At 43.6% G+C, this 22,052-nt stretch carries 26 protein-coding genes; 13 read left to right on the plus strand and 13 right to left on the minus strand.

Translation table 11 applies throughout. The features are described 5' to 3' along the window. Nucleotides 1–19: 19 nt before the first annotated feature. From BACHE_RS08450 to BACHE_RS08470, 5 genes are all read right to left on the minus strand, one after another. Complete coding sequence (locus BACHE_RS08450; RefSeq protein ID WP_013547285.1) at nucleotides 20–1,006, minus strand: Gfo/Idh/MocA family protein; 987 nt, start codon at nucleotides 1,004–1,006, stop codon at nucleotides 20–22. Nucleotides 1,007–1,030: 24 nt separating this feature from the next. After that, a complete protein-coding gene (locus BACHE_RS08455) occupies nucleotides 1,031–1,453 on the minus strand; it encodes an RNA-binding S4 domain-containing protein (protein ID WP_013547286.1) in 423 nt (140 codons plus the stop codon). A 9-nt stretch (nucleotides 1,454–1,462) separates the two neighbouring features. Next, nucleotides 1,463–2,026 carry an aminoacyl-tRNA hydrolase gene (gene pth, locus BACHE_RS08460; protein ID WP_013547287.1) on the minus strand — a complete coding sequence of 188 codons (564 nt, stop codon included), beginning with the start codon at nucleotides 2,024–2,026 and terminating at the stop codon, nucleotides 1,463–1,465. Between the two features lie 188 nt (nucleotides 2,027–2,214). After that, a complete protein-coding gene (locus BACHE_RS08465; RefSeq protein ID WP_013547288.1) occupies nucleotides 2,215–2,805 on the minus strand; it encodes a 50S ribosomal protein L25/general stress protein Ctc in 591 nt (196 codons plus the stop codon). Between the two features lie 139 nt (nucleotides 2,806–2,944). Next, on the minus strand, nucleotides 2,945–3,349 hold the full coding sequence (locus BACHE_RS08470; protein WP_013547289.1) for a PUR family DNA/RNA-binding protein: 405 nt from the start codon (nucleotides 3,347–3,349) through the stop codon (nucleotides 2,945–2,947). A 173-nt stretch (nucleotides 3,350–3,522) separates the two neighbouring features. Here BACHE_RS08470 and nusB point away from each other — a divergent pair, with 173 nt between their 5' ends. The 5 genes from nusB (at nucleotide 3,523) to BACHE_RS08495 (ending at nucleotide 6,986) form a co-directional block, all read left to right on the plus strand. Beyond that, on the plus strand, nucleotides 3,523–4,449 hold the full coding sequence (nusB, locus tag BACHE_RS08475) for a transcription antitermination factor NusB (RefSeq protein ID WP_013547291.1): 927 nt from the start codon (nucleotides 3,523–3,525) through the stop codon (nucleotides 4,447–4,449). 39 nt (nucleotides 4,450–4,488) lie between these two features. Continuing rightward, nucleotides 4,489–4,818, plus strand: a complete 330-nt coding sequence (gene yajC, locus BACHE_RS08480) for a preprotein translocase subunit YajC (protein WP_013547292.1) — start codon at nucleotides 4,489–4,491, stop codon at nucleotides 4,816–4,818. 15 nt (nucleotides 4,819–4,833) lie between these two features. Then, a complete protein-coding gene (locus BACHE_RS08485; RefSeq protein ID WP_013547293.1) occupies nucleotides 4,834–5,850 on the plus strand; it encodes a CdaR family protein in 1,017 nt (338 codons plus the stop codon). Beyond that, entirely contained in the window at nucleotides 5,840–6,448 is a 609-nt protein-coding gene (gene coaE, locus BACHE_RS08490; protein WP_013547294.1) for a dephospho-CoA kinase, read from the plus strand. The genes BACHE_RS08485 and coaE overlap by 11 nt, the downstream gene beginning before the upstream one ends. A 109-nt stretch (nucleotides 6,449–6,557) precedes the next feature. Continuing rightward, on the plus strand, nucleotides 6,558–6,986 hold the full coding sequence (locus tag BACHE_RS08495) for a DUF5606 family protein (RefSeq protein ID WP_013547295.1): 429 nt from the start codon (nucleotides 6,558–6,560) through the stop codon (nucleotides 6,984–6,986). A 109-nt stretch (nucleotides 6,987–7,095) separates the two neighbouring features. Here BACHE_RS08495 and clpB read toward each other — a convergent pair whose 3' ends face one another. Then, complete coding sequence (gene clpB / locus BACHE_RS08500) at nucleotides 7,096–9,690, minus strand: ATP-dependent chaperone ClpB (RefSeq protein WP_013547296.1); 2,595 nt, start codon at nucleotides 9,688–9,690, stop codon at nucleotides 7,096–7,098. 430 nt (nucleotides 9,691–10,120) lie between these two features. Between clpB and BACHE_RS08505 the strand changes: the two genes are divergently transcribed. The 3 genes from BACHE_RS08505 (at nucleotide 10,121) to BACHE_RS08515 (ending at nucleotide 12,747) form a co-directional block, all read left to right on the plus strand. Then, nucleotides 10,121–10,717 (plus strand): DUF6621 family protein, encoded by a 597-nt coding sequence (locus BACHE_RS08505; RefSeq protein WP_013547297.1) that lies wholly within the window; start codon nucleotides 10,121–10,123, stop codon nucleotides 10,715–10,717. A gap of 7 nt (nucleotides 10,718–10,724) precedes the next feature. Then, the gene (locus tag BACHE_RS08510) at nucleotides 10,725–11,621 is read left to right on the plus strand and encodes a LysR family transcriptional regulator (RefSeq protein ID WP_013547298.1); all 897 of its coding nucleotides are present in this window, start codon (nucleotides 10,725–10,727) and stop codon (nucleotides 11,619–11,621) included. 100 nt (nucleotides 11,622–11,721) lie between these two features. Further along, nucleotides 11,722–12,747 (plus strand): YeiH family protein, encoded by a 1,026-nt coding sequence (locus tag BACHE_RS08515; RefSeq protein WP_013547299.1) that lies wholly within the window; start codon nucleotides 11,722–11,724, stop codon nucleotides 12,745–12,747. On the opposite strand, the gene BACHE_RS08520 is transcribed toward BACHE_RS08515, so the two are convergent. Both BACHE_RS08520 and BACHE_RS08525 read right to left on the minus strand, forming a co-directional pair. Next, nucleotides 12,732–13,034, minus strand: coding sequence for a UpxY family transcription antiterminator (locus tag BACHE_RS08520; protein WP_013547300.1), 303 nt, complete (start codon nucleotides 13,032–13,034; stop codon nucleotides 12,732–12,734). The two genes, BACHE_RS08515 and BACHE_RS08520, sit on opposite strands and share 16 nt — an antisense overlap. Next, nucleotides 13,031–13,627, minus strand: a complete 597-nt coding sequence (locus BACHE_RS08525; RefSeq protein WP_013547301.1) for a hypothetical protein — start codon at nucleotides 13,625–13,627, stop codon at nucleotides 13,031–13,033. The genes BACHE_RS08520 and BACHE_RS08525 overlap by 4 nt, the downstream gene beginning before the upstream one ends. A 158-nt stretch (nucleotides 13,628–13,785) precedes the next feature. Between BACHE_RS08525 and BACHE_RS08530 the strand changes: the two genes are divergently transcribed. The 4 genes from BACHE_RS08530 to BACHE_RS08545 all read left to right on the plus strand — a co-directional run bounded on the left by BACHE_RS08530 (nucleotide 13,786) and on the right by BACHE_RS08545 (nucleotide 15,955). Then, complete coding sequence (locus BACHE_RS08530; RefSeq protein WP_041579759.1) at nucleotides 13,786–14,130, plus strand: helix-turn-helix domain-containing protein; 345 nt, start codon at nucleotides 13,786–13,788, stop codon at nucleotides 14,128–14,130. 126 nt (nucleotides 14,131–14,256) lie between these two features. Next, nucleotides 14,257–14,763: an RNA polymerase sigma factor gene (locus BACHE_RS08535; RefSeq protein ID WP_013547303.1), complete on the plus strand. Its 507-nt coding sequence runs from the start codon at nucleotides 14,257–14,259 to the stop codon at nucleotides 14,761–14,763. Continuing rightward, entirely contained in the window at nucleotides 14,753–15,283 is a 531-nt protein-coding gene (locus tag BACHE_RS08540; protein WP_013547304.1) for a hypothetical protein, read from the plus strand. Before BACHE_RS08535 ends, BACHE_RS08540 begins: the two co-directional genes overlap by 11 nt. 6 nt (nucleotides 15,284–15,289) lie before the next feature. Further along, nucleotides 15,290–15,955 carry a DUF4252 domain-containing protein gene (locus BACHE_RS08545; RefSeq protein WP_041579278.1) on the plus strand — a complete coding sequence of 222 codons (666 nt, stop codon included), beginning with the start codon at nucleotides 15,290–15,292 and terminating at the stop codon, nucleotides 15,953–15,955. 75 nt (nucleotides 15,956–16,030) lie between these two features. On the opposite strand, the gene recA is transcribed toward BACHE_RS08545, so the two are convergent. The 3 genes from recA to BACHE_RS08560 form a co-directional block, all read right to left on the minus strand. After that, complete coding sequence (gene recA, locus BACHE_RS08550) at nucleotides 16,031–17,068, minus strand: recombinase RecA (protein WP_013547306.1); 1,038 nt, start codon at nucleotides 17,066–17,068, stop codon at nucleotides 16,031–16,033. 32 nt (nucleotides 17,069–17,100) lie between these two features. Beyond that, on the minus strand, nucleotides 17,101–17,547 hold the full coding sequence (gene bcp, locus BACHE_RS08555; RefSeq protein ID WP_013547307.1) for a thioredoxin-dependent thiol peroxidase: 447 nt from the start codon (nucleotides 17,545–17,547) through the stop codon (nucleotides 17,101–17,103). Between the two features lie 78 nt (nucleotides 17,548–17,625). Then, the gene (locus tag BACHE_RS08560; protein ID WP_013547308.1) at nucleotides 17,626–18,819 is read right to left on the minus strand and encodes a saccharopine dehydrogenase family protein; all 1,194 of its coding nucleotides are present in this window, start codon (nucleotides 18,817–18,819) and stop codon (nucleotides 17,626–17,628) included. Nucleotides 18,820–19,023: 204 nt separating this feature from the next. Here BACHE_RS08560 and BACHE_RS08565 point away from each other — a divergent pair, with 204 nt between their 5' ends. Then, complete coding sequence (locus BACHE_RS08565; RefSeq protein ID WP_013547309.1) at nucleotides 19,024–19,815, plus strand: META domain-containing protein; 792 nt, start codon at nucleotides 19,024–19,026, stop codon at nucleotides 19,813–19,815. 6 nt (nucleotides 19,816–19,821) lie between these two features. Here BACHE_RS08565 and BACHE_RS08570 read toward each other — a convergent pair whose 3' ends face one another. Together BACHE_RS08570 and BACHE_RS08575 are read right to left on the minus strand one after the other, a co-directional pair. Then, entirely contained in the window at nucleotides 19,822–20,397 is a 576-nt protein-coding gene (locus BACHE_RS08570) for a Crp/Fnr family transcriptional regulator (RefSeq protein ID WP_041579280.1), read from the minus strand. Beyond that, nucleotides 20,360–21,775, minus strand: a complete 1,416-nt coding sequence (locus BACHE_RS08575) for an MATE family efflux transporter (protein ID WP_013547311.1) — start codon at nucleotides 21,773–21,775, stop codon at nucleotides 20,360–20,362. The genes BACHE_RS08570 and BACHE_RS08575 overlap by 38 nt, the downstream gene beginning before the upstream one ends. Nucleotides 21,776–22,052: the final 277 nt, after the last annotated feature.

The raw sequence follows: 22,052 nt of genomic DNA on the forward strand, positions 1-22,052 counted from the left end.
GGGCAATTTCGGGAAAGTTTTAAAGCTTTCCCAGTATTTTGTCCATCACCCAGTTTGTGAGAGTGGCGCTTTCGCCGTCACAGCTACAGATGGATTTGCCAAGAAGATGATCTACAACAGCTTGAATGAGTGGCTGCTGGACGTATATGGGATTCTCGACAGGAATTTCCTCTCGCCCTTTTTCCGTATGCACGGCAATGGGGTCATAAGTAAAGACGGAGAAGCAGATCATTCCTTTGTCGCCGATGATTTCGATGCGGTCTTCACGGGCGGACTCGTGGGCTACAAAACACCAGGAGCCGCTTCCCACCAATCCGTTGTCGAACTGAAAACAGGCGCTTAGAGTGTCTTCAACCGGATAGAGCCCTCCACGGTTACTTTTATAGCCGCTGGCTTCGAGGATACAGCCGAATATTTCTTGTAGCAGGTCGATCTGGTGAGGGGCGAGGTCATAGAAGTAACCTCCACCGGCGATATCCGGTTGTACGCGCCAGGGCAGATTGCCTTTGTTGTAGTCCAGATCACGCGGTGGCTGGGCAAAGCGGACCTGAATGTTGATGACGTTGCCGATAGTGCCGTTATCTACCAGTGATTTCACTTTCCGGAAGTACGGGAGGTAGCGGCGGTAGTAGGCAACGAAACAAGGAACTCCCGTCTCCTTGGAAATGCGGTTGATGCGGCAGCATTCTTCGTAGGTCACAGCCATCGGCTTCTCTATATAAACCGGTTTTCCCGCCTTCATGGACATGATGGCATAGGTGGCGTGAGAAGAAGGAGGGGTAGCTATATATACGGCATTTACTTCTTCGTCATCAATTAGTTCCTGAGCGTCATCATACCATTTGGGTATTCCTCTTTCCTCCGCATAGGTTTTGGCCTTTTCTCCGTTCCGGCTCATGACCGCTACGACTTCAGAATCTTCAATCTTTTGAAAAGCAGGCCCGCTTTTATACTTGGTCACTTCGCCGCAACCAATGAATCCCCATTTTATCTTTTTCTCGCTCATAATATCAATAATGTGTTATTTCTTTTATTCTTTATCTTCAAAGTCGAAATCGAAATCAAAGTCATCCGTAAATTCGGGCGTAGTGAAGTCTTCAAGGTTGCGGCGGTCTTTCTTGGTAGGGCGTCCTGTTCCTTTAGCACGATTTACGAAACCGCTGATGCGGCTCATTTCCAGTAGTTCGTATTGCTCCGGAGCAGTCACATTTTCCATCATCTCAAAAACGAGTTTTGCGCCAACACGTTTTTCAATGGGTTGCAATACTTTAAAGGAATAGGTGACAGGAGGTTTGCGTACTTGGATGACATCTCCCGATTTTACTGTACGGGCAGCTTTGGCCAATGCCCCGTTGATACTGATGCGCCCCTTCTTGCAGGCTTCGGCTGCAATAGTGCGTGTCTTGAAGATGCGTACGGCCCACATCCATTTGTCTATTCTGGCTTCACTCATCTCTGCTCTCTACTTTTTATTAAACTGATTCATGGTTATGTCGATTCCTGCCAGGCAGAAACTCTTGATGATTTCTCCGGCAGTCTTTAATTTTTCGTCCATTGTTTTACGGTCTTCGTCAGTGAAGTGCCCTAATACGAAATCAACCTGTCCGCCACGGGGGAATTCATTGCCGATGCCAAAACGCAGGCGGGCGTAATTCTGAGTGCCCAAAGTAGCGGCTATGTGCTTTAATCCGTTGTGTCCGGCATCGCTGCCTTTACCTTTCAGGCGTAATGTGCCGAACGGCAAGGCAAGGTCATCCACTACTATCAACACGTTTTCCAATGGAATGTTTTCCTTTTGCATCCAATAGCGTACTGCATTTCCACTGAGATTCATATATGTGGATGGCTTTAACAGTAGTAACTGGCGTCCTTTTACGGAAAGGGTAGCGGTGAAACCATAGCGTCCATCAGTAAAGGATACACCTGCATCCTTTGCCAGAGCATCGACTGCCATGAATCCTATGTTGTGGCGAGTCTCGTGATATTCGGGGCCTATATTGCCCAACCCTACAATCAAGTATTTCATTAATTAAGCAAATAAAGTTGGTTTATATATTCGGAGAGATATATAGATTGATTCTGCACTGATCAATGGCTGATCATCAGACGGTAGAAAAAGGGAACGCGGATTATCGCAGTTGTCCGCGGATTATTTGTACAATCTGCGTAATCTGCGTTAATCCGCGTTCCGGAATCTTTTCTAAAGAACGGCTGTTAGTTGCCTGCGGCAGCGGCAGCACCTCTTGCGGCACGTGTCAGCTTAACGGCGCATACAACAGCTTCTTTGGCATTCAGCAATTCCAGGTTCTCGTAGTTCAATTCACCTACTTTGACTGTTTTGCCCAGTCCTAAGTGAGCGACGTTTACAACCAGTTTCTCAGGGATTAAGTTAAAGAGAGCTTTAACTTTCAGTTTACGCATTTGCAAAGTCAGTTTACCACCGGCTTTCACACCTTCGGCAAGACCTTCCAATTGCACCGGAACTTCCATGACAATAGGTTTGGCTTCATCAATCTGATAAAAGTCAACATGCAGAATGGTATCCTTTACCGGATGGAATTGGATGTCTTTCAGAATGGCATTTACTTTTTTGCCATCAATAATCAGATCGACTACATAAATGTGCGGAGTGTAAACCAAGTTACGCAAACCTTCTGCGGGTACGGTAAAGTGGATATTCTCGCCACCACCATATAATACGCAGGGTACGCCGTTGTCTTTGCGAATAGCTTTCAAAGCTCTTGCCTGTTCCGAAGAACGCTCTGCAATGGTTCTTGCAGTTCCTTTTACTTCAATTGATTTCATTTTTTAAATTTTTGTGTTACTCTAAATTAAGTAGTTATTTTGCCTAATTCACCATCACACGATGTGGAGCTCACCACACGATGTTGCAAAAAAGCAGTGCAAAAGTACGGCTTCTTTTTGAATTATCAAAGATTATGCCCTAAAAATCAATGTCTATCTTAATTTCATCATTCAAAGAAGATGCTTCTTCTGTCTGTATTTCTGTCTTGGAAACCTCCATGTCGGTTGTTCCGGCATCATTGGCAGATTTTGTATAGCATCCCTGTTGTGCCTGAATGAATTTTACTGCTTCCTGCAAACCATTCATGAATTTTTCAAAATCTTCTTTATATAAAAAGATTTTGTGCTTTTCAAAGCTCACTTGTGAATCTTCACCCTCACCCATTATTACTTTCTTGCTCTCGGTTATGGCGAGAAACATTTCGTCTTTCCTGTTTTTCTTGACGTCTAAATAGTAGATGCGCTTACCTGCCTTGATGGATTGGGAAAATACAATTTCCTTGTCGTTCATATCCGTAGCATTTTTCTTTTTTAAGTCTTCCATATTTTAGGTTTCTTGTTGTAATCGGGGTCAAAATTGACGATTTTTTTTAAACTGTCAAAAGAAAAAGGACGGATATTCAACATCTGCATTAAAAAATGTGATTTATTTGTGTAAACTCATTAAAAATGCCTACTTTTGCAGCTCGTTAAAACACCAGTATTTACTTTAGAATTATGATTAACAGAGTTCTTATTCGTCTTAAGATTATACAGATTGTATATGCTTACTATCAGAACGGCAGTAAAAATTTAGACTCAGCGGAGAAAGAATTGTTCTTTAGCCTTTCCAAGGCTTATGACCTTTACAATTACTTACTGATGCTGATGATAGCTCTGACGAACTACGCACAAAAGCGCATTGATGCGGCAAAGTCCAAGCTGGCTCCTACGGCCGAGGAGCTATATCCCAACATGAAATTCGTGGAAAATAAGTTTATCGCCCAGTTGGAAGTGAACAAACAGTTGATGGAGTTCATCTCTAATCAAAAGCGCACTTGGACGAGTGACGAAGATTTTATCAAAGGATTATATGAAAAAATAATTGCTTCAGATATCTATAAAGAATACATGGCTTCTTCGGATAGCTCTTACGATGACGATCGTGAATTGTGGAGAAAGCTCTACAAGACATTTGTTTTCAATGACGAAGCCCTGGATACCTTACTTGAAGATCAAAGCCTCTATTGGAATGACGATAAGGAAATAGTTGATACGTTTGTATTGAAGACGATCAAGCGTTTTGAAGAAAAAAACGGTGCTAACCAAGAGTTACTGCCCGAATTCAAGGATGATGAAGACCAGGAATTCGCCCGTCGTTTGTTCCGCCGTACTATTTTGAACTGTGACTACTATCGTCATCTTATCAGTGAAAATACCCGTAATTGGGATTTGGATCGTGTGGCTTTTATGGACGTTATAATTATGCAGTGTGCATTGGCTGAAATTTTGAGTTTTCCGAATATTCCGGTAAGCGTTTCGCTGAATGAATATGTGGACATTGCAAAAGTATATAGCACAGCTAAGAGTGGCAGTTTTGTCAACGGTACTTTGGATGGGATAGTTAATCAATTAAAAAAAGAAGGTAAGTTAACGAAAAACTGATACCTTTGTTGAATAAGTAAAAACTAAAACTGAGTATTTATGAACTTAATGACCGTATTTTTCTTGCAAGCTCCTGCGGCAGGCGCCGGTGGCAGCATGATGTGGATTATGCTGATAGCTATGTTTGTTATCATGTATTTCTTTATGATTCGCCCGCAGAACAAGAAACAGAAGGAGATAGCGAATTTCCGTAAATCATTACAGGTAAATCAGAAAGTAATTACTGCCGGTGGCATTCATGGCGTTATCAAGGAGATCAATGACAATGATATAGTTCTTGAAATAGCCTCTAATGTTAAGATCCGTATTGATAAGAATTCTATTTTTGCTGCGGCTGCCGATGCCAACAGCAGTCAGGTTGCTAAATAATGAGAATGTGAGCCTATGTTTGAGCGTAGGAACATACAAAGAATATATTTAAAGATTGTCAGACAAGTGAAGGACTTCCTGCTCAGTGACAAGAGCAGGGAGTTCTTCATTTTTTTATTTTTCTTCTTTATTGCCGGCGGCTTCTGGTTGTTGCAAACTCTGAACAATGATTATGAAGCGGAATTTTCTGTGCCCGTAAAGTTGAAGGGAATCCCCAATAACATAGTTATCACTTCCGAGCCTGCTTCCGAACTGCGTATTAAGGTGAAAGATAAAGGTACGGTGCTTCTCAACTATATGTTGGGAAAGAGTTTCTATCCCGTTACTTTGGATTTTTCAGACTATAAGGGATTAGACAATTATGTAAGAGTGCTTTCTTCACAGTATGAGAAGAAAATTCTGGGGCAGTTGAACGTCTCTACCCGTTTGCTTTCGATGAAGCCGGATACATTGGAATATTACTATTCGACGGGGGCGTCCAAACTGGTTCCCGTAAAGCTTCAAGGGACAGTGAGCGCAGGTAGGCAATATTATCTTTCCGATACGATATTCCACCCTGATTCTGTTCTGGTATATGCTCCGGCAAATGTTCTGGACACTATAACCGTTGCTTATACCCAGCGCGTCAAACTGGAGGATATCTCTGATAGTTTGAAGCAGCAAGTGCCTTTGGTCAGTCAGAAAGGGGTAAAGTTTGTTCCTGCTTCCATTGAAATGATGCTTCCGGTAGATATTTATACGGAGAAGACGGTGGAAGTGCCGTTAAGAGGCGTGAACTTTCCGGCGGACAAGGTGCTGCGTGCATTCCCCTCTAAGGTTCAGATCACTTTTCAGGTTGGATTGAGTCGTTTTCGTAGGATTGATGCGAATGATTTTCACGTTTATGTTTCCTACGAAGACTTGATTCGTTTGGGCTCCGATAAATATACGGTGAAGTTGAAGAATATCCCGAAAGGTGTAAGCCATGTACGCTTCAATCCGGAGCAGGTTGATTTCCTGATAGAGCAAGTATCATCTAATTATGGCAATTAGATTGGGTATAACAGGTGGTATCGGCAGTGGCAAAAGTTTAGTATGCCGGCTGCTGGAAACGATGGGGATTCCTGTTTACATATCAGACGTGGAAACCAAGAAATTAATGCTTGCAGATCCTTTTATACATAAAGAACTGGTTACATTGCTCGGTGAAGATGTATATGCGGGTGGAGTGTTGAATAAATCTTTGTTGGCATCCTATCTTTTCAGTGGGCCTGAGCATGCAAAACAAGTGAATGGCATTATTCATCCTCGTGTGAAAGATGACTTCAGGCGGTGGGTGCAATTTCATGCCTCCTTTTCGGTGGTAGCCATTGAGTCGGCCATATTGATTGAAGCCGGATTTGCAGGCGAAGTGGATGTGGTTGTCATGGTTTATGCGCCGGAGGAGGTTCGTATTGAACGTGCTGTCAGACGTGATTCGTCTTCGCACGAATTGATAAGGAAGCGCATACGCAGTCAGATGAGTGATGAAGAGAAACGTAAACAGGCGGATTTTGTAATTGTAAATGACGGAGAAGCTCCGTTAATGCCACAGGTTTTGGCTTTGATCGCCTCTTTGTCTGAGAAAAACGGTTCTGTTTCGGAAAAATAGGCATGGTTCCTTTCCAAAAAGAAGCTTGCTTATTTTGTATTGTCTTTGGCTTGCACTATCTTTGCCAACCGAAAAAAAGAACAACTAATAATCAAAAACAGAATATACTATGTTGAAGACTATTTTGTCTATTTCCGGTAAACCGGGATTGTATAAGCTCATCTCTCAGGGTAAGAATATGCTGATTGTGGAATCACTTGCTGACAAGAAGCGCTTTCCTGCTTATGGTAATGAGAAAATTATTTCGTTGGGTGATATTGCCATGTACACAGATACCGAGGACGTTCCTTTGAAGGAAGTGCTGCTTGCCATGAAGAAGAAGGAAAATGGAGAGGCGGTGGTAATGGATGTGAAAAAAGCCACCGTAGGAGAGCTTCAGGCATATTTGGAAGAAGTATTGCCGACGTTTGACCGTGACCGTGTATATCCTTCGGATATCAAGAAACTGATTTCCTGGTATAACCTGTTGGTAAAAAGTGGGATAACTGACTTTGAAGACACTCCGGAGGAAGAGGAGAAAGAAGAAAAGGCAGAATAAGTCTGAAACTTCCTGAGGGGTAAATGTGATTTACCCGGAGAATACATAAAAAAAGCAGCTTTGGAACATATTATTTCAAAGCTGCTTTCTGTTTTAAATAAGTTAAGGTTCAGTTTTTGAATTGCAGTCCATCATTGGTGGCATTTGCGTCTATGAGGATCGGTTTGCTGCGGTCAACTTCCTGCGCCAATAGCTTTTTGGACAAATCATTCAGTAAGTAGTGCTGGATGGCACGTTTTACCGGACGTGCCCCGAATTCAGGGTCATATCCTGTGTTGGCAAGAAAATCTATGGCACTGTCAGTCAAAGCCAGATCCACCCCATTGCCGGAAAGCATATTCTGCACACTTTTGATCTGAAGAACCACTATTTGTCTGATTTCCTTTTCCGTCAGCGGCAAGAACATGATTGTCTCGTCGATACGGTTCAGAAACTCAGGGCGAATGGTCTTCTTCAACATATTCATCACTTCCTTTTTTGTCTCTTCCGTCACTTCTTCTTTATTGGAGCCGTTCAGTTTCTCCATCTGGCTTTGGATGTAGCCACTACCCATGTTGGAGGTCATAATGATGATTGTATTCTTGAAGTTCACCGTACGGCCTTTATTGTCCGTCAAACGCCCGTCATCGAGCACTTGCAGCAGGATATTGAATACATCCGGATGGGCCTTCTCAATCTCATCGAACAATATTACAGAGTAGGGCTTGCGCCGCACGGCTTCCGTCAACTGGCCGCCTTCATCATAACCTACATATCCCGGAGGCGCTCCGACCAGACGGGAGACACTGTGCTTCTCCTGATACTCACTCATATCGATACGGGTCATCATCGTTTCGTCATCGAAAAGGAATTCCGCCAACGCCTTTGCCAGTTCTGTTTTGCCGACACCGGTGGTTCCTAAGAAAAGAAATGAGCCGATGGGACGCTTCGGGTCCTGCAATCCGGCACGGCTGCGCCGTACGGCGTCACTGACTGCTTCGATGGCTTCTTCCTGCCCGATCACACGTTGGTGCAGTTCTTCTTCCAGACACAGCAGCTTGTCCTTTTCACTTTGCAGCATCTTGCTCACCGGTATGCCCGTCCAGCGGGATACTACGTCTGCAATATCTTCGGCATCTACTTCTTCTTTAATCATGGCCTTGTCACCCTGCATCTCGTGCAGTTTCTGCTGTGTATCTTCGATTTCCTTGTTCAATGCTTGCAGCTTGCCGTAGCGGATTTCGGCCACCTTGCCATAATCACCCTCACGCTCAGCCTTGTCAGCTTCGAACTTCAAATTCTCGATTTCGATTTTATTCTGCTGAATTTTGTTGACCAGGGTCTTTTCACTTTGCCATTTAGCCTTGTAGGAATTTTCCTGTTCCTTCAGTTCGGCCAGTTCTTTGCCTATCTGTTCCAGTTTGAGCTTATCATTTTCACGTTTGATGGCTTCACGTTCAATCTCCAATTGCTTGATCTTACGGGATATCTCATCCAGCTCCTCCGGAACCGAGTCCACTTCCATGCGAAGTTTGGCGGCGGCTTCGTCCATCAGGTCGATGGCCTTGTCCGGCAAGAAACGGTCGGTGATGTAGCGGTTGCTCAGTTCTACGGCGGCAATGATGGCGTCGTCTTTGATCCGGACATGGTGGTGGTTTTCATAACGTTCTTTCAGCCCCCTCAAGATAGAGATGGTACTCAGCGTATCAGGCTCGTTCACCATGACAATTTGGAAACGACGTTCCAATGCCTTATCTTTTTCAAAATATTTCTGGTATTCGTCCAATGTGGTAGCCCCTATGCTCCTGAGTTCGCCACGCGCCAGCGCAGGCTTTAAGATATTGGCTGCGTCCATGGCCCCTTCTCCTTTACCGGCCCCCACCAAGGTATGGATTTCATCTATAAACAAGATGATGTCTCCTTCGGATTTCTTTACTTCATTGATGACGGCTTTCAGGCGTTCTTCAAATTCGCCTTTATACTTGGCTCCGGCAACCAGTGCACCCATGTCCAGTGAATAAACCTGTTTGTTTTTAAGGTTTTCGGGCACATCTCCCCGCAAGATACGATGAGCCAGACCTTCTACGATGGCTGTTTTACCTGTACCCGGTTCACCTATTAATATAGGGTTGTTTTTGGTACGGCGGCTCAGAATCTGCAGTACCCGGCGGATTTCCTCATCACGTCCGATGACAGGGTCAAGCTTGCCGCTTCGTGCCGCTTCGTTCAGGTTGACGGCATACTTCTCCAAAGACTGATAGGTGTCTTCGCTGGATTGGGAAGTCACTTTTTCGCCTTTTCGCAACTCGGTGATAGCGCTACGCAGTTCTTTTTCCGTCATTCCGGCATCTTTCAGGATGTTGGAAGCGGTACTCCTGACGTTCAGCAATGCCAGCAGAATCGGTTCCAATGAAACAAATTCATCGCCCATTTCTTTGGAATATTGTGTGGCTTTTTGCAACACTTCATTAGCCTCACGGCTGAGGTAAGCTTCTCCACCCGATACTTTGGGAAGTGATTCTATCTGTTTGTCGATGACGAGGGCGATTTGTTGCCCGTTCAACGCCAGCTTCTGGAAGATGAAATTGGTTACATTTTCGCCTGCTTTCATCACACTTTGAAGCAAGTGTACAGGCTCAATGGCTTGTTGCCCCCGGCTTTGAACCAGATTTACGGCTTCCTGCACGGCCTCTTGCGCTTTAATGGTAAAATTGTTAAAGTTCATATATCGTTCTCCTTTCTTTTTTTATCAGTTTCATAACGCTTGGGCAGGCGCAAAAGATTTGCCAATGGCATATTCCGGACAGAATTTCAGCTTTTTGGATAGTTCTCATGCCAAAATGACTGATAAACTGTCTCTTAGGCATCTTTATTATTTTTCCTGCCTAAGATTAGTGACCACGCATACTAAGACTAATTCTTTCCATCATGGAGTTCTTTTCTTTCCACCACGGTGTACTTTGCTTTCCACCACGGTGGAAAGCAAAGTACACCGTGGTGGAAAGAATAAATATTAGGCACTGCCTTTCTTAATCCTCGCAAGGCAGAAAAGTAAATCAGGCTGCGTAGCCCTTTATAAAGTAATTGCGGCGGAGCGTCCGGAAACAATGAAACTTTTCTTATCTTTACAGCCTGAACATTAAAAGAAAAGAATAATGGAAGACAAGGTGAGGTTCTCGGAAAACGTGATATTGATAGACGTTGCATTTTTGAATGAAATGGCATGCAGCGTTAAAGAGTTTCTGGGTATGAAGCTGGGACGTGAATTGCAAAATATAGATTTGCCTGTATGGCTTAGTTATTTGTCTTTGGATGCCGGGCTAAGAGAAGATACCAATGAGATACAGGTACTGCTGCTGCATGGCGAGGACACTCATGCACTGCAATGTTGTGTGCCTTCCGATTTGGATAGCCTCAATGGTATGGCGTGCCGCACTCCATTGGGAGAGTTCGCATTCTCGTGTGTGAATGCGGCGGGGATTACCACTTCCGAAGAAATGTATCTTGATTTGCTGAACCTGACATTGGACGCTGCTGATGTAAAACATTTGATGCTGGTTCCTGCCCATTCCGTGTATGGAAATCGTGTGGAGGATGCTTTGCGTAAGTATTTCGAGGGAAAGAGTGAGGAAGAACGCGGAAAGGCTGTCTATTTTGCAATGGAGGAGCCGTTGCAGCCGATTTTTGCCCGCTGGGACTTTGTCCTTTACTCCTTGGCGCAGGCTTTCGGCATTAAATCAGATGAGCTGTAAAAACAATATGAGTGATTTCCGTTTAAAAGTGTTTCAGTCCGTTGCGAAGAACCTGAGTTTTACAAAAGCTTCGCAAGAATTGTTTATCAGCCAGCCTGCCATAACCAAGCATGTGCAGGAATTGGAGACTTCTTACCAGACACGGCTGTTTGACCGGCAGGGAAGCAAGATTAGCCTGACAGAATCGGGGAAGTTGCTCTTGGAGCATTGTGACCGGATTTTAGAGGATTACAAGCGGCTGGAATATGAAATGCATTTGCTACACAATGAATATACCGGGGAATTGAAATTGGGCGCCAGCACTACCATTGCGCAGTATGTGCTACCTGCAATGCTGGGCAGCTTCATTGGGAAATTTCCCCAGGTCAGCCTGTCATTGATGAACGGTAATTCCAGGGAGATTGAGGCCGCACTGCAAGAACACCGCATTGATCTGGGGCTGGTGGAAGGCGTATTCCGGCTGCCTAACCTTAAATATACTACTTTTCTGGCAGATGAACTTGTAGCCGTAGTCCGTACCAATTCCAAATTGGCGTTAGGGGATGAAATTACTCCGGAGGATTTGTTGAATTTGCCTTTGGTGCTTCGTGAAAGGGGGTCGGGCACTTTGGATGTTTTTGAAAGGGCGTTGCATCAGCATAATATAAAGTTATCATCCTTGAAGGTTTTGATGTATTTGGGCAGTACGGAGAGTATCAAACTCTTTTTGGAGCATACTGATTGTCTGGGAATCGTTTCTGTACGTTCCATCAGCCGTGAACTCTATTCCGGACAACTGCGTGTCGTTGAAATAAAAGGATTGCCTATGCTGCGTGAGTTTAGTTTTGCACAGCCTCAGGGACAGGAGAGTGGTTTGGCGCAGGTTTTTATGCAATTTGCCATAAACCATAATCATAAGTTATAGCTTATAAGTAGAAACGATTGGCGCGTTTGAGAAAAGAAGCCTAACTTTGTGCCCGGAAAAATTAAGAACAAACATTAATGATATAGTAAAAACAAAGAGTATGGCTTCAAATCAAGTATTGGCAAAAAGTATCGGCTTATCTTTTCTTCAAAGTAATAAAAAGATTATTTATGTTTCTCTCCTGATCATTCTCTCCTTTTTCTTGTTTCTGGATTATATTCCCGGTATGCATGTTTACTCGGCGTGGGTTACTCCTCCGGTGGCGTTGTTTCTGGGACTGGCATTTGCCTTGTTGTGCGGTCAGGCTCATCCTAAGTTCAATAAGAAAACTTCCAAATATCTGTTACAATATTCTGTGGTAGGTTTAGGTTTCGGCATGAATTTGCAGGCGTCATTGGCTTCCGGCAGAGAAGGAATGGAGTTTACTGTCGTTTCCGTGGTAGGGACATTGCTCATCGGTTGGATTATAGGACGTAAATGCTTGAAAGTGGATCGTGACACATCTTACCTTATCAGTTCCGGAACCGCCATTTGCGGCGGTAGTGCCATTGCGGCCGTGGGACCGGTATTGAAGGCCAACGACAGTGAAATGTCAGTGGCGCTGGGCACTATTTTTATATTGAATGCTATTGCGCTGTTCGTATTTCCGATGGTGGGGCATGCCTTGAACATGAGCCAGCATGAGTTTGGAACTTGGGCGGCCATTGCCATCCATGATACCAGTTCGGTAGTGGGAGCAGGAGCAGCTTATGGGGAAGAAGCTCTGAAAGTAGCCACCACTATTAAGTTGACTCGCGCATTATGGATTATACCTTTGGCATTTGCCACCTCTTTTATCTTTAAGAGCAAGGGACAGAAAATCAGTATTCCCTGGTTCATCTTCTTCTTCGTGTTGGCAATGATTTTCAATACCTATGTATTGGATGTTTCCGAAACGGGGGCTCTTATCGGGGCAGGCATTAATAACTTTGCTCGCAAAACTCTGACTATTACTCTGTTCTTTATTGGCGCGTCTCTGTCACGTGATGTTCTGAAAGCTGTAGGAATAAAACCGCTTATTCAAGGTGTCTTGCTGTGGGTGGTGATCAGCCTGAGTACATTGGCTTATATTTATTGGTGGTCTTGATGCTCACCGAGCACATCTGTTGTACAAAGTATGGGAACTTGGTCTTGTAATGACTCAATTTCCTCATTCGAAGCATATATGAATACGCATCTCGCTATTGCCGGGGTGCGTATTTCTTTTGTTTTACCGTCCCAATGACGCTTCACTGAAGTAAAAGGAAGGTAAGTCATGATACCCATATCTTCTAATCTTGCTTTAATTTTGAGTTCAGCGCGCAAGCTGGTTAATATCATGTACCAGGAACGTTTTTTTTCCAGCCGTTCTTTTATTTGTTGAAAAGCCGTCATTGATGTACTTGTGTTACAATAAAATCGAATGTATTGAAAAACTGCGGTTGGTTGCCGACAGATACAGGCAAGATTATAGTGACTGCCGCTTTATTACCTTTGCCGATACTCTTCTTGTCATATAATTTTAAATTGGCTTTGCTTGTCGAAGAAGGAGCGATGGCGATTGTCTGGCTCAATTCTGATTGACTTTTGATTATTGATGGGGAAGAAGTCTCTGGAGTATGTGTCTCCCAATAAATGCCCGACACTTGTCCATTTATAATCAACTGTGCATTGGTCCAGTTAATCCGGGCCTCCTCAGAAGCATTGTTTTTAATGGTTATTTTCCAATGTGTACTGCCGGGGATAAATCGATAAGTTAACCCATCCTTGTTCTGTTCCAGTTTTCCGGCTTGATTGTCATGCCATTTGAAGGAAATGCGACAGCCGCCATCTGTATATTGGGCGGATAAGCTTGTCGGAAATAAAAGTAACAATATGATTATCAGATTATTTTGTTTCTTGTATTTCCGATAATCATTGTATATCCATATCAGAAAGGTTAATGCACTAACAGAGAAAGCTATCAGAATAAAAATCAGCAGTGTCATAATCAGATATTATTTGTTTGTTTATTATGAATACGCAGCAAAGTTATCATAAAACGTTTTATAAAACAAATAAATTATGAATAAATGCGATGAGTTTATCAGATGAATTGTTGTTCTATAATCTTTCATGCTGAATGATTATGTGTACCTTCATACAAATGGAAAAGAGTAATATATATATTGGCGAGATTATAAAGGACGTGATGATTGAAAGGCAGGTGACGAAAGCGGAACTTGCACGGAGACTGAATGTTAAGCCTCAAAGCGTTGACTATATGTTGACTCGGAAAAGCATTGATACAGATACGTTGTATAATGTGTCAAAGGCATTGGATTATGATTTTGCTCTGTTGTATTCTATTCATCGCGAACAGACAAATTTTGATGAAAAGGAGCAGGAATACAGGCTTTCTTCTGCTAAAGTGCTGGTGGAGTTGGAATTGAAACCGGAAGATATTGTAAAATTGAATCTCAAAAGAAGAATCGCGGATATATTGAAGTAAATGTAAAACTCTGAAAAATATTATCCATATTCTGTCCTTTCTTATTTTTTTCTTTCTTGTCGCGTAACAAAATCCTTTTTTTGACGTCTAAAGTGTATAAACAGAAATATAGAATTAATAGGGCCCATGGACGTTGAAAGTTTTAAGAAAGAGTTTCTGCCATATCATCACAAGCTGTACTGCATAGCCTGTAAGCTATTGGAGAATACGGCTGACGCTGAAGATCTGGTACAGGAGGCTTATCTGAAGCTGTGGGACAAAAGAGAGGGATTGACGGTAATCAGCAATCCTGAAGCTTTCAGCGTTACTTTGGTGAAGAACATGTGCTTTGATCTGCTTCGTTCCGGGAAATATACATTGAGTAAACAAGTGGTGGAGCTGAAGGAAGTGCATGATGTTTCTTCCACTGATAATCTGGAGGCGCGTGATGAAGTGCGGCAAGTGAAAAATATTATCTCTCATCTGCCTGAGCAACAACGGTGTATTGTAACATTGAGGGATGTGAAAGGTTGTTCTTATGAAGAAATAGAACAGATCACAGGATTGAATGCAACAAATGTCCGTGTACTGTTGTCCCGGGCAAGAAAAAGGATACGTGAGGAATTTAATAAATGGAATAACTATGAAGGTTGAGGAAATAGAAAGATTGCTTGCTGAGTTTTACAATGGGAACACGGACGAGCAGGAGGAGGAATTGCTGAAGGAGGCTTTCAAGACAGAAGAAGTGCCCGGATACTTGCAGAAAGACAAGAAGCTTTTTCTATGCCTTTTTAGTCCTGAAGATGTGGAGGAAGACAGTGTGTCCGGTGAGTTGGAGGATAAATTGAGTAGATTGATTGAAAGAAAAGCCGAAGAAGAACAATCTTTCTTCCGTCGTAACAAGGCGCGGCGCAATTGGCGCTGGATAGGGGGGGTAGCAGCTACAGTTATGCTTTTGCTGGGAGTTGGCTATGCCATCTCAAATAGAGGAGAATACATGCGGCCACCCACTCCTCAAGATACTTTTTCTGATCCGGAAGCCGCATATAAAGTGCTACAAGCTACATTGATAGAGGTTTCTACGAATCTGAATAAAGGGATTAAGCAAGTGGAGGCAACTCAGAAAGATGTGTCAATGGCGAATCAGGAAGTGAGAAATGAAATTCAAAGATAATATACAATGAAAACAAGCAGAATGATTTTAGCAGGCATATTGTTGATGCTGCCTTTACTGTGCCAGGCACAGAAGAACCTATTCAACAAGTATGGAGATATGAAAGGGGTATCCTCGGTTTATATATCCAGGGCGATGATAGAAACGAACTCTAATCTCTTTACTAAGGATATTTATATTGGAAAGGTGTCCGGACAGTTGAATTCTGTTCAGGTAATTTCTACAATGGATAATAATGTGAAGAAAGAGATGCGTAAAGACCTTCGTTCTTTGGTACAGTCGTCCAAATATGAACTCTTGATGAAGCAGAAAGGAGTAGTCTCCAGTTCAGAGTTTTATATGAGCCGTAAAGGGGATAAAGTGAAGGAACTTATTATGATTGTAGATGGTGCGGCAACTTTGAAATTTGTATATCTGGAGGGTGATATGACCCTAAAGGATATCCAGAATATAATGATGTATCAGAATACAAGCTGGAACGGTAGTGTGTTTAATGTGCAGATTGCCGGACTTGATTTGGCGGATGTGAATATCAGTAATAAGAATTGGTTGAAAGGCTTGGGGGATTTGGAGGCTTTAAAGGACTTGGAGGGCTTGAAGAGTCTGAAGGAATTGAAGAATCTGAAAGATTTGAAGAATATAGAAGGCTTGACAGTGATAGAATTGGAGTGACGAGGCTTATATAACGAATAGAAAGGGGAAGATTATTGAATCTTCCCCTTTCTATTCGTTATATCTATTTGATTATTAATCTTTCTTATTCAGCGCATCAAAGATAAGACCTTCCAGTTCTTCCGCCAGTTCCGGGTTGTCAAGAATCACTTGTTTTGCAGCATCACGTCCTTGGGCGATTTTGGTGTCGTTGTAGCTGAACCAGGAGCCACTTTTCTTGATGATGCCCAAATCCGCACCCAAATCGATGATTTCACCGGCACGAGAGATACCTTCACCGAACATGATGTCGAATTCTGCTCTGCGGAATGGGGGAGCCACTTTATTCTTCACTACCTTCACCTTGGTTTGTTTGCCTATGACCTCTTCACCATTCTTGATGGCTTGGCCACCGCGGATATCGAGGCGTACAGATGCATAGAATTTCAATGCATTACCGCCGGTTGTTGTTTCAGGGTTGCCGAACATGACACCGATCTTTTCGCGCAACTGGTTGATGAAGACGCATGTGGTGCGTGTCTTGCTGACAGCAGACGTCAGTTTGCGCAAGGCCTGTGACATGAGCCGGGCTTGCAATCCTACTTTGTTGTCACCCATATCTCCTTCGATTTCAGCTTTCGGAGTCAATGCTGCCACAGAGTCCACTACGATAATGTCAATGGCAGAAGAACGTATTAACTGCTCGGCTATTTCCAATGCCTGTTCGCCGTTGTCGGGTTGTGAGATCAGCAGGTTATCCACATCCACGCCAAGTTTGGAAGCATAGAAACGGTCAAAAGCATGTTCCGCATCGATGAATGCGGCAATTCCGCCCGCCTTTTGTGCTTCGGCTATGGCATGGATTGCCAGAGTTGTTTTACCGGAAGATTCCGGACCATAGATTTCGATGATGCGTCCGCGTGGATATCCTCCCACACCCAAGGCGACATTCAGTCCGATGGAGCCGGTGGGGATCACTTCTATTTGTTCGATGTTCTCATCGCCCATTTTCATGATAGAACCTTTGCCAAAGCTCTTTTCTATCTTGTCCATGGCAGCTTGTAGAGCTTTCAGTTTTTCGCCTGATGCCATGTTGTTTCCATTTTCAAAATTAAGTTCGTCTTTTTTTGCCATCTTAATTGGTCATTAGTTATTGATGATTACCGTCACAAGATTTGTGCGGCGTGCTCTTTGGTCTTTACTTCCTTGGGGGCAATGATGCGCTCAATCACTCCTTCTTCATTGATAATGAAGGTTGTGCGGAAGGTTCCCATATATTTACGTCCATACATGCTTTTTTCTCCCCACACACCAAACTGTTCTACAAGTTTCTTGTCGGTGTCCGCAATCAAGGTAAAGGGGAGATTGTTTTTTTCAATAAACTTCTGGTGTGACTTCTCGTTGTCCACACTTACACCGATAACTTCGTATCCGGCTTTGCGCAGTTCGGAATAGTTGTCACGTAGGTTGCAAGCTTGTGCGGTGCAACCGGAAGTCATATCTTTGGGATAGAAATAGAGCACTATCTTCTTTCCTCTATAATCATTCAGGCGAATTTCCTCTCCTTTTTCATTGACACCCAATACTTCAGGTGCTTTGTCTCCAACTTTCACGTTTATCCAGTATTTAGAGGCCGGCAGTCGTTGCGCAGTAGAAAGATTGGCACAGGCTGTCGGCCGTTGATTGCTAATTTAAACTTCCAAATCTCCGTCAATTACTTCGTGCCAAGGTAAGCCTTGTTTGTTGAGTTGTTCCATGAACGGGTCAGGATTAAACTCTTCTACATTCCATACACCCGGTTTTTTCCAGAGGCCTTTGAGGAACATCATGGCCCCGATCATTGCAGGAACACCTGTGGTATAGCTTACTCCTTGCATGCCGGTTTCTTTATAGGCTTCCTGATGGCTGCAATTGTTATATACATAGTAGGTACGTTCTTTTCCGTCCTTCAACCCACGAATACGGCAGCCGATGGAGGTTTCTCCTTCGTAGTTTTCTCCCAAATCCTGCGGATTGGGAAGTACGGCTTTTAGGAACTGTAACGGAACAATCTTCATGCCGTTGTATTCTACTTCGTCAATCCGTGCCATGCCGATATTTTGGATGACACGTAAATGTGTCAGATACTCTTGGCCGAATGTCATCCAGAAGCGTGCGCGTTTAATGGTTGGGAAATTCTTTACAAGAGATTCCAACTCTTCGTGATAAAGCAAGTAGGAGTCGCGTGGGCCGATGTTGGGATAGGTCAGATCTTTGTGGATTTCCAGAGGTTTGGTGGTTACCCATTCGCCGTTTTCGTAGTAACGTCCATTCTGGGTGATTTCGCGGATATTGATTTCAGGATTGAAATTGGTGGCAAATGCTTTGTGGTGATTACCAGCATTGCAATCCACGATATCCAGATATTGTATTTCGTCAAAGTGATGCTTGGCTGCGTATGCAGTATAAATACCGCTTACGCCCGGATCAAAACCACAGCCCAGGATGGCAGTCAGCCCAGCGTCTTCAAAACGTTTCTTGTAGGCCCATTGCCAACTGTATTCAAAGTGGGCTACATCTTTCGGCTCATAATTTGCCGTATCCAAATAGTTTACACCGGCCTTCAGGCAAGCCTCCATGATGGTGAGATCTTGATAGGGGAGGGCTACGTTTATGACGATTTCAGGTTTGAAGCTATTGAAGAGTGTCACCAGTTCGTCCACGTTGTCTGCATTGACTTGGGCGGTTTTGATGTTAGGGTTGCCAATCGCTTTTACAACGGCGTCACATTTGGACTTTGTGCGGCTGGCAATCATGATTTCAGTAAATATGTCAGGATTCTGAGCCACTTTGTGCGCAACAACGGTACCTACACCGCCTGCACCGATAATAAGAACTTTACCCATTTCTTCTTTTTTACATTATTATATTAGGTTCATAAAAATATGGAGAGCAAATATAAGAGTTAATTCTTAGATAAGCATTAAAATCCTGCTAAATACTTCGTATGAAATGCATTTTGCCGTTACGAAAACCTTTGCCATAACTACCTTAACTCGTTTTTTTCATATATCTTTGCACCGTAGATTTAACTTAAACAATAAGTAGATATGAAAAAGGTATTTGTTTCTTTTTGCATGGCAGGCATATTGGTAGGCTTGTCGTCTTGCGGTTCAACCAAGAATGCGGCTACTCTTCCTTCCATTAGTGGCGAGTGGAATATAATAGAAATCAATGGTGTGGTTGTGGTTCCTGCCCCGGATCAGGAGTTTCCTTTTATCGGTTTTGATACGAAGAACGGAAAAGTTTATGGTAATAGCGGATGTAACCGTATGATGGGATCGTTCGATGTAAATTCCAAGCCCGGCACAATCAGCTTGGGAGCTCTGGGTAGTACCCGTATGGCATGTCCTGATATGACTGTCGAACAGAATGTTTTGTCTGCCTTGTCGCAGGTAAAGAAGTATAAGAAGCTGGGAAGGGACAACATGGCTCTGTGCGGACCGTCCAACCGTCCCATCCTTGTTTTACAAAGGAAAGAAGCCACAGTTAAGTTGGCTGATCTGGCAGGTAAATGGATGATTGGCGAGGTTGCCGGAGAAGCAGTTCCCGAAGCATTGGAAAGCCAGCCGTTCATCGAATTCAATATTGCTGAAAAAAGGTTGAATGGAAATGCCGGTTGCAACATAATTAATGGCACTTTCCGTATCGAAGAAGAAAGCGCGGCGTCCATTTCTTTTCTGCAGGTTGTCAGCACAATGATGGCGTGTCCCGATCAGGCAATGGAAGGACGTGTGCTGAAAGCTTTGAATGCTGTTCGTTCTTTTGGCAGATTGACTGGTGGGGGCATCGGATTTTATGATGCGGATAATAATCTGGTAATGGTGTTGCTAAGGAAGTGACAAACGTTACTTCTTCTTTAGCCCTGCCCGGATGCGGCTCAAAGATTGCGGTGTGATGTATAGATAGGATGCCAGATGTTTGAGAGGCACATCTTGCAGCAGTTCCGGGTTATCCTCCATCAATGCCAGATACCTTTCTTTGGCCGTGGGAGGAGTGCCGTAGGCTACTGAAGCCATATCGACGGATAAGATTTCATGTTCAAAAATCTTTCTGCCAAAGTTTGCCATGTCTATGGATTTGGAAAAAAGTGTTTCCAGATCAGACTTGGATATGCGGTAGGCTATGCTGTCATTTATGGATTCTATGTTGATCGGTGAAGCTTCTCCGTCCACATAGCCCCATGAAGAAAAAGCGGTATCTCCCGGACCGGCGAACCATAAGGAATTCTCCGTCCCATCTTTTAGATAATAAGCCCGCCATATCCCTCGCTTCAGGAGATAGAAATTCGTGTTTCGTTCTCCTTCTTTGACGATGGATGTTCCCTTGGCGAAGTGGATTTCTGTCATGTATGATAGAAGTTCGGATAAACTTTTCTCAGGAAGCCTATATTTTTTGCAGAATTTCTTGATCATTATTTCCATGTGGCAAAGATATGGAATTTTCCTTGCGCTTCTTTTTCCCGCTTATATAAATTATGATTATGAAAAGTGTGGTTAACAGTTCTGCAAGTGGAGTGGCAAGCCAGATTCCCGGATTTCCTAATACTAAGGGCAGTCCAAAGAAACATGCAGTTAATAGGATGAATCCACGCAGCAAGGTGATGAAGGTGGCATATTTTGCTCGTTCCACACTCTGAAAGAAACCGATGGAGATGATGTTGACTGCAAAAAACACGAAACCGGAGGCGTACAGTGGCAGGCCTTTTACGGCTATGTCATACGCGGGATAGCTGCGGGATATGAACATGCCGACAATCTCCCGGCTGCACAGTGCGGTGACCGCTGCAAATATGACACCGCAGGCCAAAGCTGTCTTCAGTGCCAGCAGGTAAGTGTGGCGAACCCGCTGGCTTTCTTGTAAACCATGATTGTAACTGATGATGGGTTGTGCCGACTGGGCGATGGCATTATATACCATAAATATGATAGGGAAAAAATAACAGGCAATGCTGAAGGCAGCCACTCCATCTTCTTTCAGATAATGTATGAACACTCGGTTGCCTACAAACATCATGCACGCGATGGCTACTTCGCACAGAAAGGCAGACGAGCCCAGACGGCACATGTAGCCTATGTTGCGGAATGTCAGCAGCATACTCTTCAGGCTCAGTTTTACTGGATAGAAACGCAGTGCACACCGGTGGCGCATCAGGTAGAAGATAATCATCAACGCTCCTACCGTAGTGCCTATGGCACTGGCCAATGCCGCGCCAAACATTCCCCAGCCAAAGGGGAAAATGAAAAGATAATCCAACAGAATGTTTAGTACGGCTGCAATAATATTGCACATCATGGCATAGTTGGGCGAACCGTCCAGACGTACGAAGAACATGCCCGAATTGAGTAATGCCGTGAATGCGGAGAAGGGTACAAACCAGCGCATATATTCCACAGCTAATGGCATGAGACGTTCCGAACTGCCTAACAAAAGCACTACTTGCGGAGCAAAAAGGCAGAATATGACAGAAGTGCATACCAATAATAAAGAAGACACAGCTATTGACTGCGTGATATTGATACGCGCAGTTTTTATTTTATCGTGTGACAGATGTATGGATGCCACTACGGATGCACCTACACCGAACATCAGCCCGATGCCCGTAGAAAACAGCCACAATGGTGCTACGATGTTGACAGCCGCTAAAGCATCGCTTCCGATACCCTTCCCGACGAAAATGCCGTCTGTAATGACGAATAGCGCCGAGAAAATCATTCCCATTACCGTGGGAAGCAATAATTTCCTGAATAATGTGACAACGTTTGTGTTTTTGAAGTCGATGCTGTCTCTCATCTTTTCCATAATCTTTTCTTTAGTTGCTAATTTGGTAAATGCTAATATCTCTTTGATGTATAACCGGATGATGCCTGGTGGCTGACGGATCATACCTTTTTAGCTGGGGCTATATACCTCTTCTGTATGCTAATAGAAAGTCTATTAATATAATCTCAACCGTCGAGGCATTTCGGCTCATCTTTATAGTCAGCCATATTCTCTGCAGATTAATCTTGTCTGTCTCTTGTAGGTACTTCCGGGAATCGTACTTTTATCATCTTTTCAGTCGACAAAAGTACGACTT

The sequence above is a fragment of the Bacteroides helcogenes P 36-108 genome (assembly GCF_000186225.1).
GTDB lineage: Bacteria > Bacteroidota > Bacteroidia > Bacteroidales > Bacteroidaceae > Bacteroides > Bacteroides helcogenes.

Excerpts from the sequence above, each read along its gene's own strand:
- BACHE_RS08450 (WP_013547285.1), bottom strand. The coding sequence starts at position 1,006 with ATGAGCGAGAAAAAGATAAAATGGGGATTCATTGGTTGCGGCGAAGTG.
- BACHE_RS08455 (WP_013547286.1), bottom strand. The coding sequence starts at position 1,453 with ATGAGTGAAGCCAGAATAGACAAATGGATGTGGGCCGTACGCATCTTC.
- pth (WP_013547287.1), bottom strand. The coding sequence starts at position 2,026 with ATGAAATACTTGATTGTAGGGTTGGGCAATATAGGCCCCGAATATCAC.
- BACHE_RS08465 (WP_013547288.1), bottom strand. The coding sequence starts at position 2,805 with ATGAAATCAATTGAAGTAAAAGGAACTGCAAGAACCATTGCAGAGCGT.
- BACHE_RS08470 (WP_013547289.1), bottom strand. The coding sequence starts at position 3,349 with ATGGAAGACTTAAAAAAGAAAAATGCTACGGATATGAACGACAAGGAA.
- nusB (WP_013547291.1), top strand. The coding sequence starts at position 3,523 with ATGATTAACAGAGTTCTTATTCGTCTTAAGATTATACAGATTGTATAT.
- yajC (WP_013547292.1), top strand. The coding sequence starts at position 4,489 with ATGAACTTAATGACCGTATTTTTCTTGCAAGCTCCTGCGGCAGGCGCC.
- BACHE_RS08485 (WP_013547293.1), top strand. The coding sequence starts at position 4,834 with ATGTTTGAGCGTAGGAACATACAAAGAATATATTTAAAGATTGTCAGA.
- coaE (WP_013547294.1), top strand. The coding sequence starts at position 5,840 with ATGGCAATTAGATTGGGTATAACAGGTGGTATCGGCAGTGGCAAAAGT.
- BACHE_RS08495 (WP_013547295.1), top strand. The coding sequence starts at position 6,558 with ATGTTGAAGACTATTTTGTCTATTTCCGGTAAACCGGGATTGTATAAG.
- clpB (WP_013547296.1), bottom strand. The coding sequence starts at position 9,690 with ATGAACTTTAACAATTTTACCATTAAAGCGCAAGAGGCCGTGCAGGAA.
- BACHE_RS08505 (WP_013547297.1), top strand. The coding sequence starts at position 10,121 with ATGGAAGACAAGGTGAGGTTCTCGGAAAACGTGATATTGATAGACGTT.
- BACHE_RS08510 (WP_013547298.1), top strand. The coding sequence starts at position 10,725 with ATGAGTGATTTCCGTTTAAAAGTGTTTCAGTCCGTTGCGAAGAACCTG.
- BACHE_RS08515 (WP_013547299.1), top strand. The coding sequence starts at position 11,722 with ATGGCTTCAAATCAAGTATTGGCAAAAAGTATCGGCTTATCTTTTCTT.
- BACHE_RS08520 (WP_013547300.1), bottom strand. The coding sequence starts at position 13,034 with ATGACGGCTTTTCAACAAATAAAAGAACGGCTGGAAAAAAAACGTTCC.
- BACHE_RS08525 (WP_013547301.1), bottom strand. The coding sequence starts at position 13,627 with ATGACACTGCTGATTTTTATTCTGATAGCTTTCTCTGTTAGTGCATTA.
- BACHE_RS08530 (WP_041579759.1), top strand. The coding sequence starts at position 13,786 with ATGGAAAAGAGTAATATATATATTGGCGAGATTATAAAGGACGTGATG.
- BACHE_RS08535 (WP_013547303.1), top strand. The coding sequence starts at position 14,257 with ATGGACGTTGAAAGTTTTAAGAAAGAGTTTCTGCCATATCATCACAAG.
- BACHE_RS08540 (WP_013547304.1), top strand. The coding sequence starts at position 14,753 with ATGAAGGTTGAGGAAATAGAAAGATTGCTTGCTGAGTTTTACAATGGG.
- BACHE_RS08545 (WP_041579278.1), top strand. The coding sequence starts at position 15,290 with ATGAAAACAAGCAGAATGATTTTAGCAGGCATATTGTTGATGCTGCCT.
- recA (WP_013547306.1), bottom strand. The coding sequence starts at position 17,068 with ATGGCAAAAAAAGACGAACTTAATTTTGAAAATGGAAACAACATGGCA.
- BACHE_RS08560 (WP_013547308.1), bottom strand. The coding sequence starts at position 18,819 with ATGGGTAAAGTTCTTATTATCGGTGCAGGCGGTGTAGGTACCGTTGTT.
- BACHE_RS08565 (WP_013547309.1), top strand. The coding sequence starts at position 19,024 with ATGAAAAAGGTATTTGTTTCTTTTTGCATGGCAGGCATATTGGTAGGC.
- BACHE_RS08570 (WP_041579280.1), bottom strand. The coding sequence starts at position 20,397 with ATGGAAATAATGATCAAGAAATTCTGCAAAAAATATAGGCTTCCTGAG.
- BACHE_RS08575 (WP_013547311.1), bottom strand. The coding sequence starts at position 21,775 with ATGGAAAAGATGAGAGACAGCATCGACTTCAAAAACACAAACGTTGTC.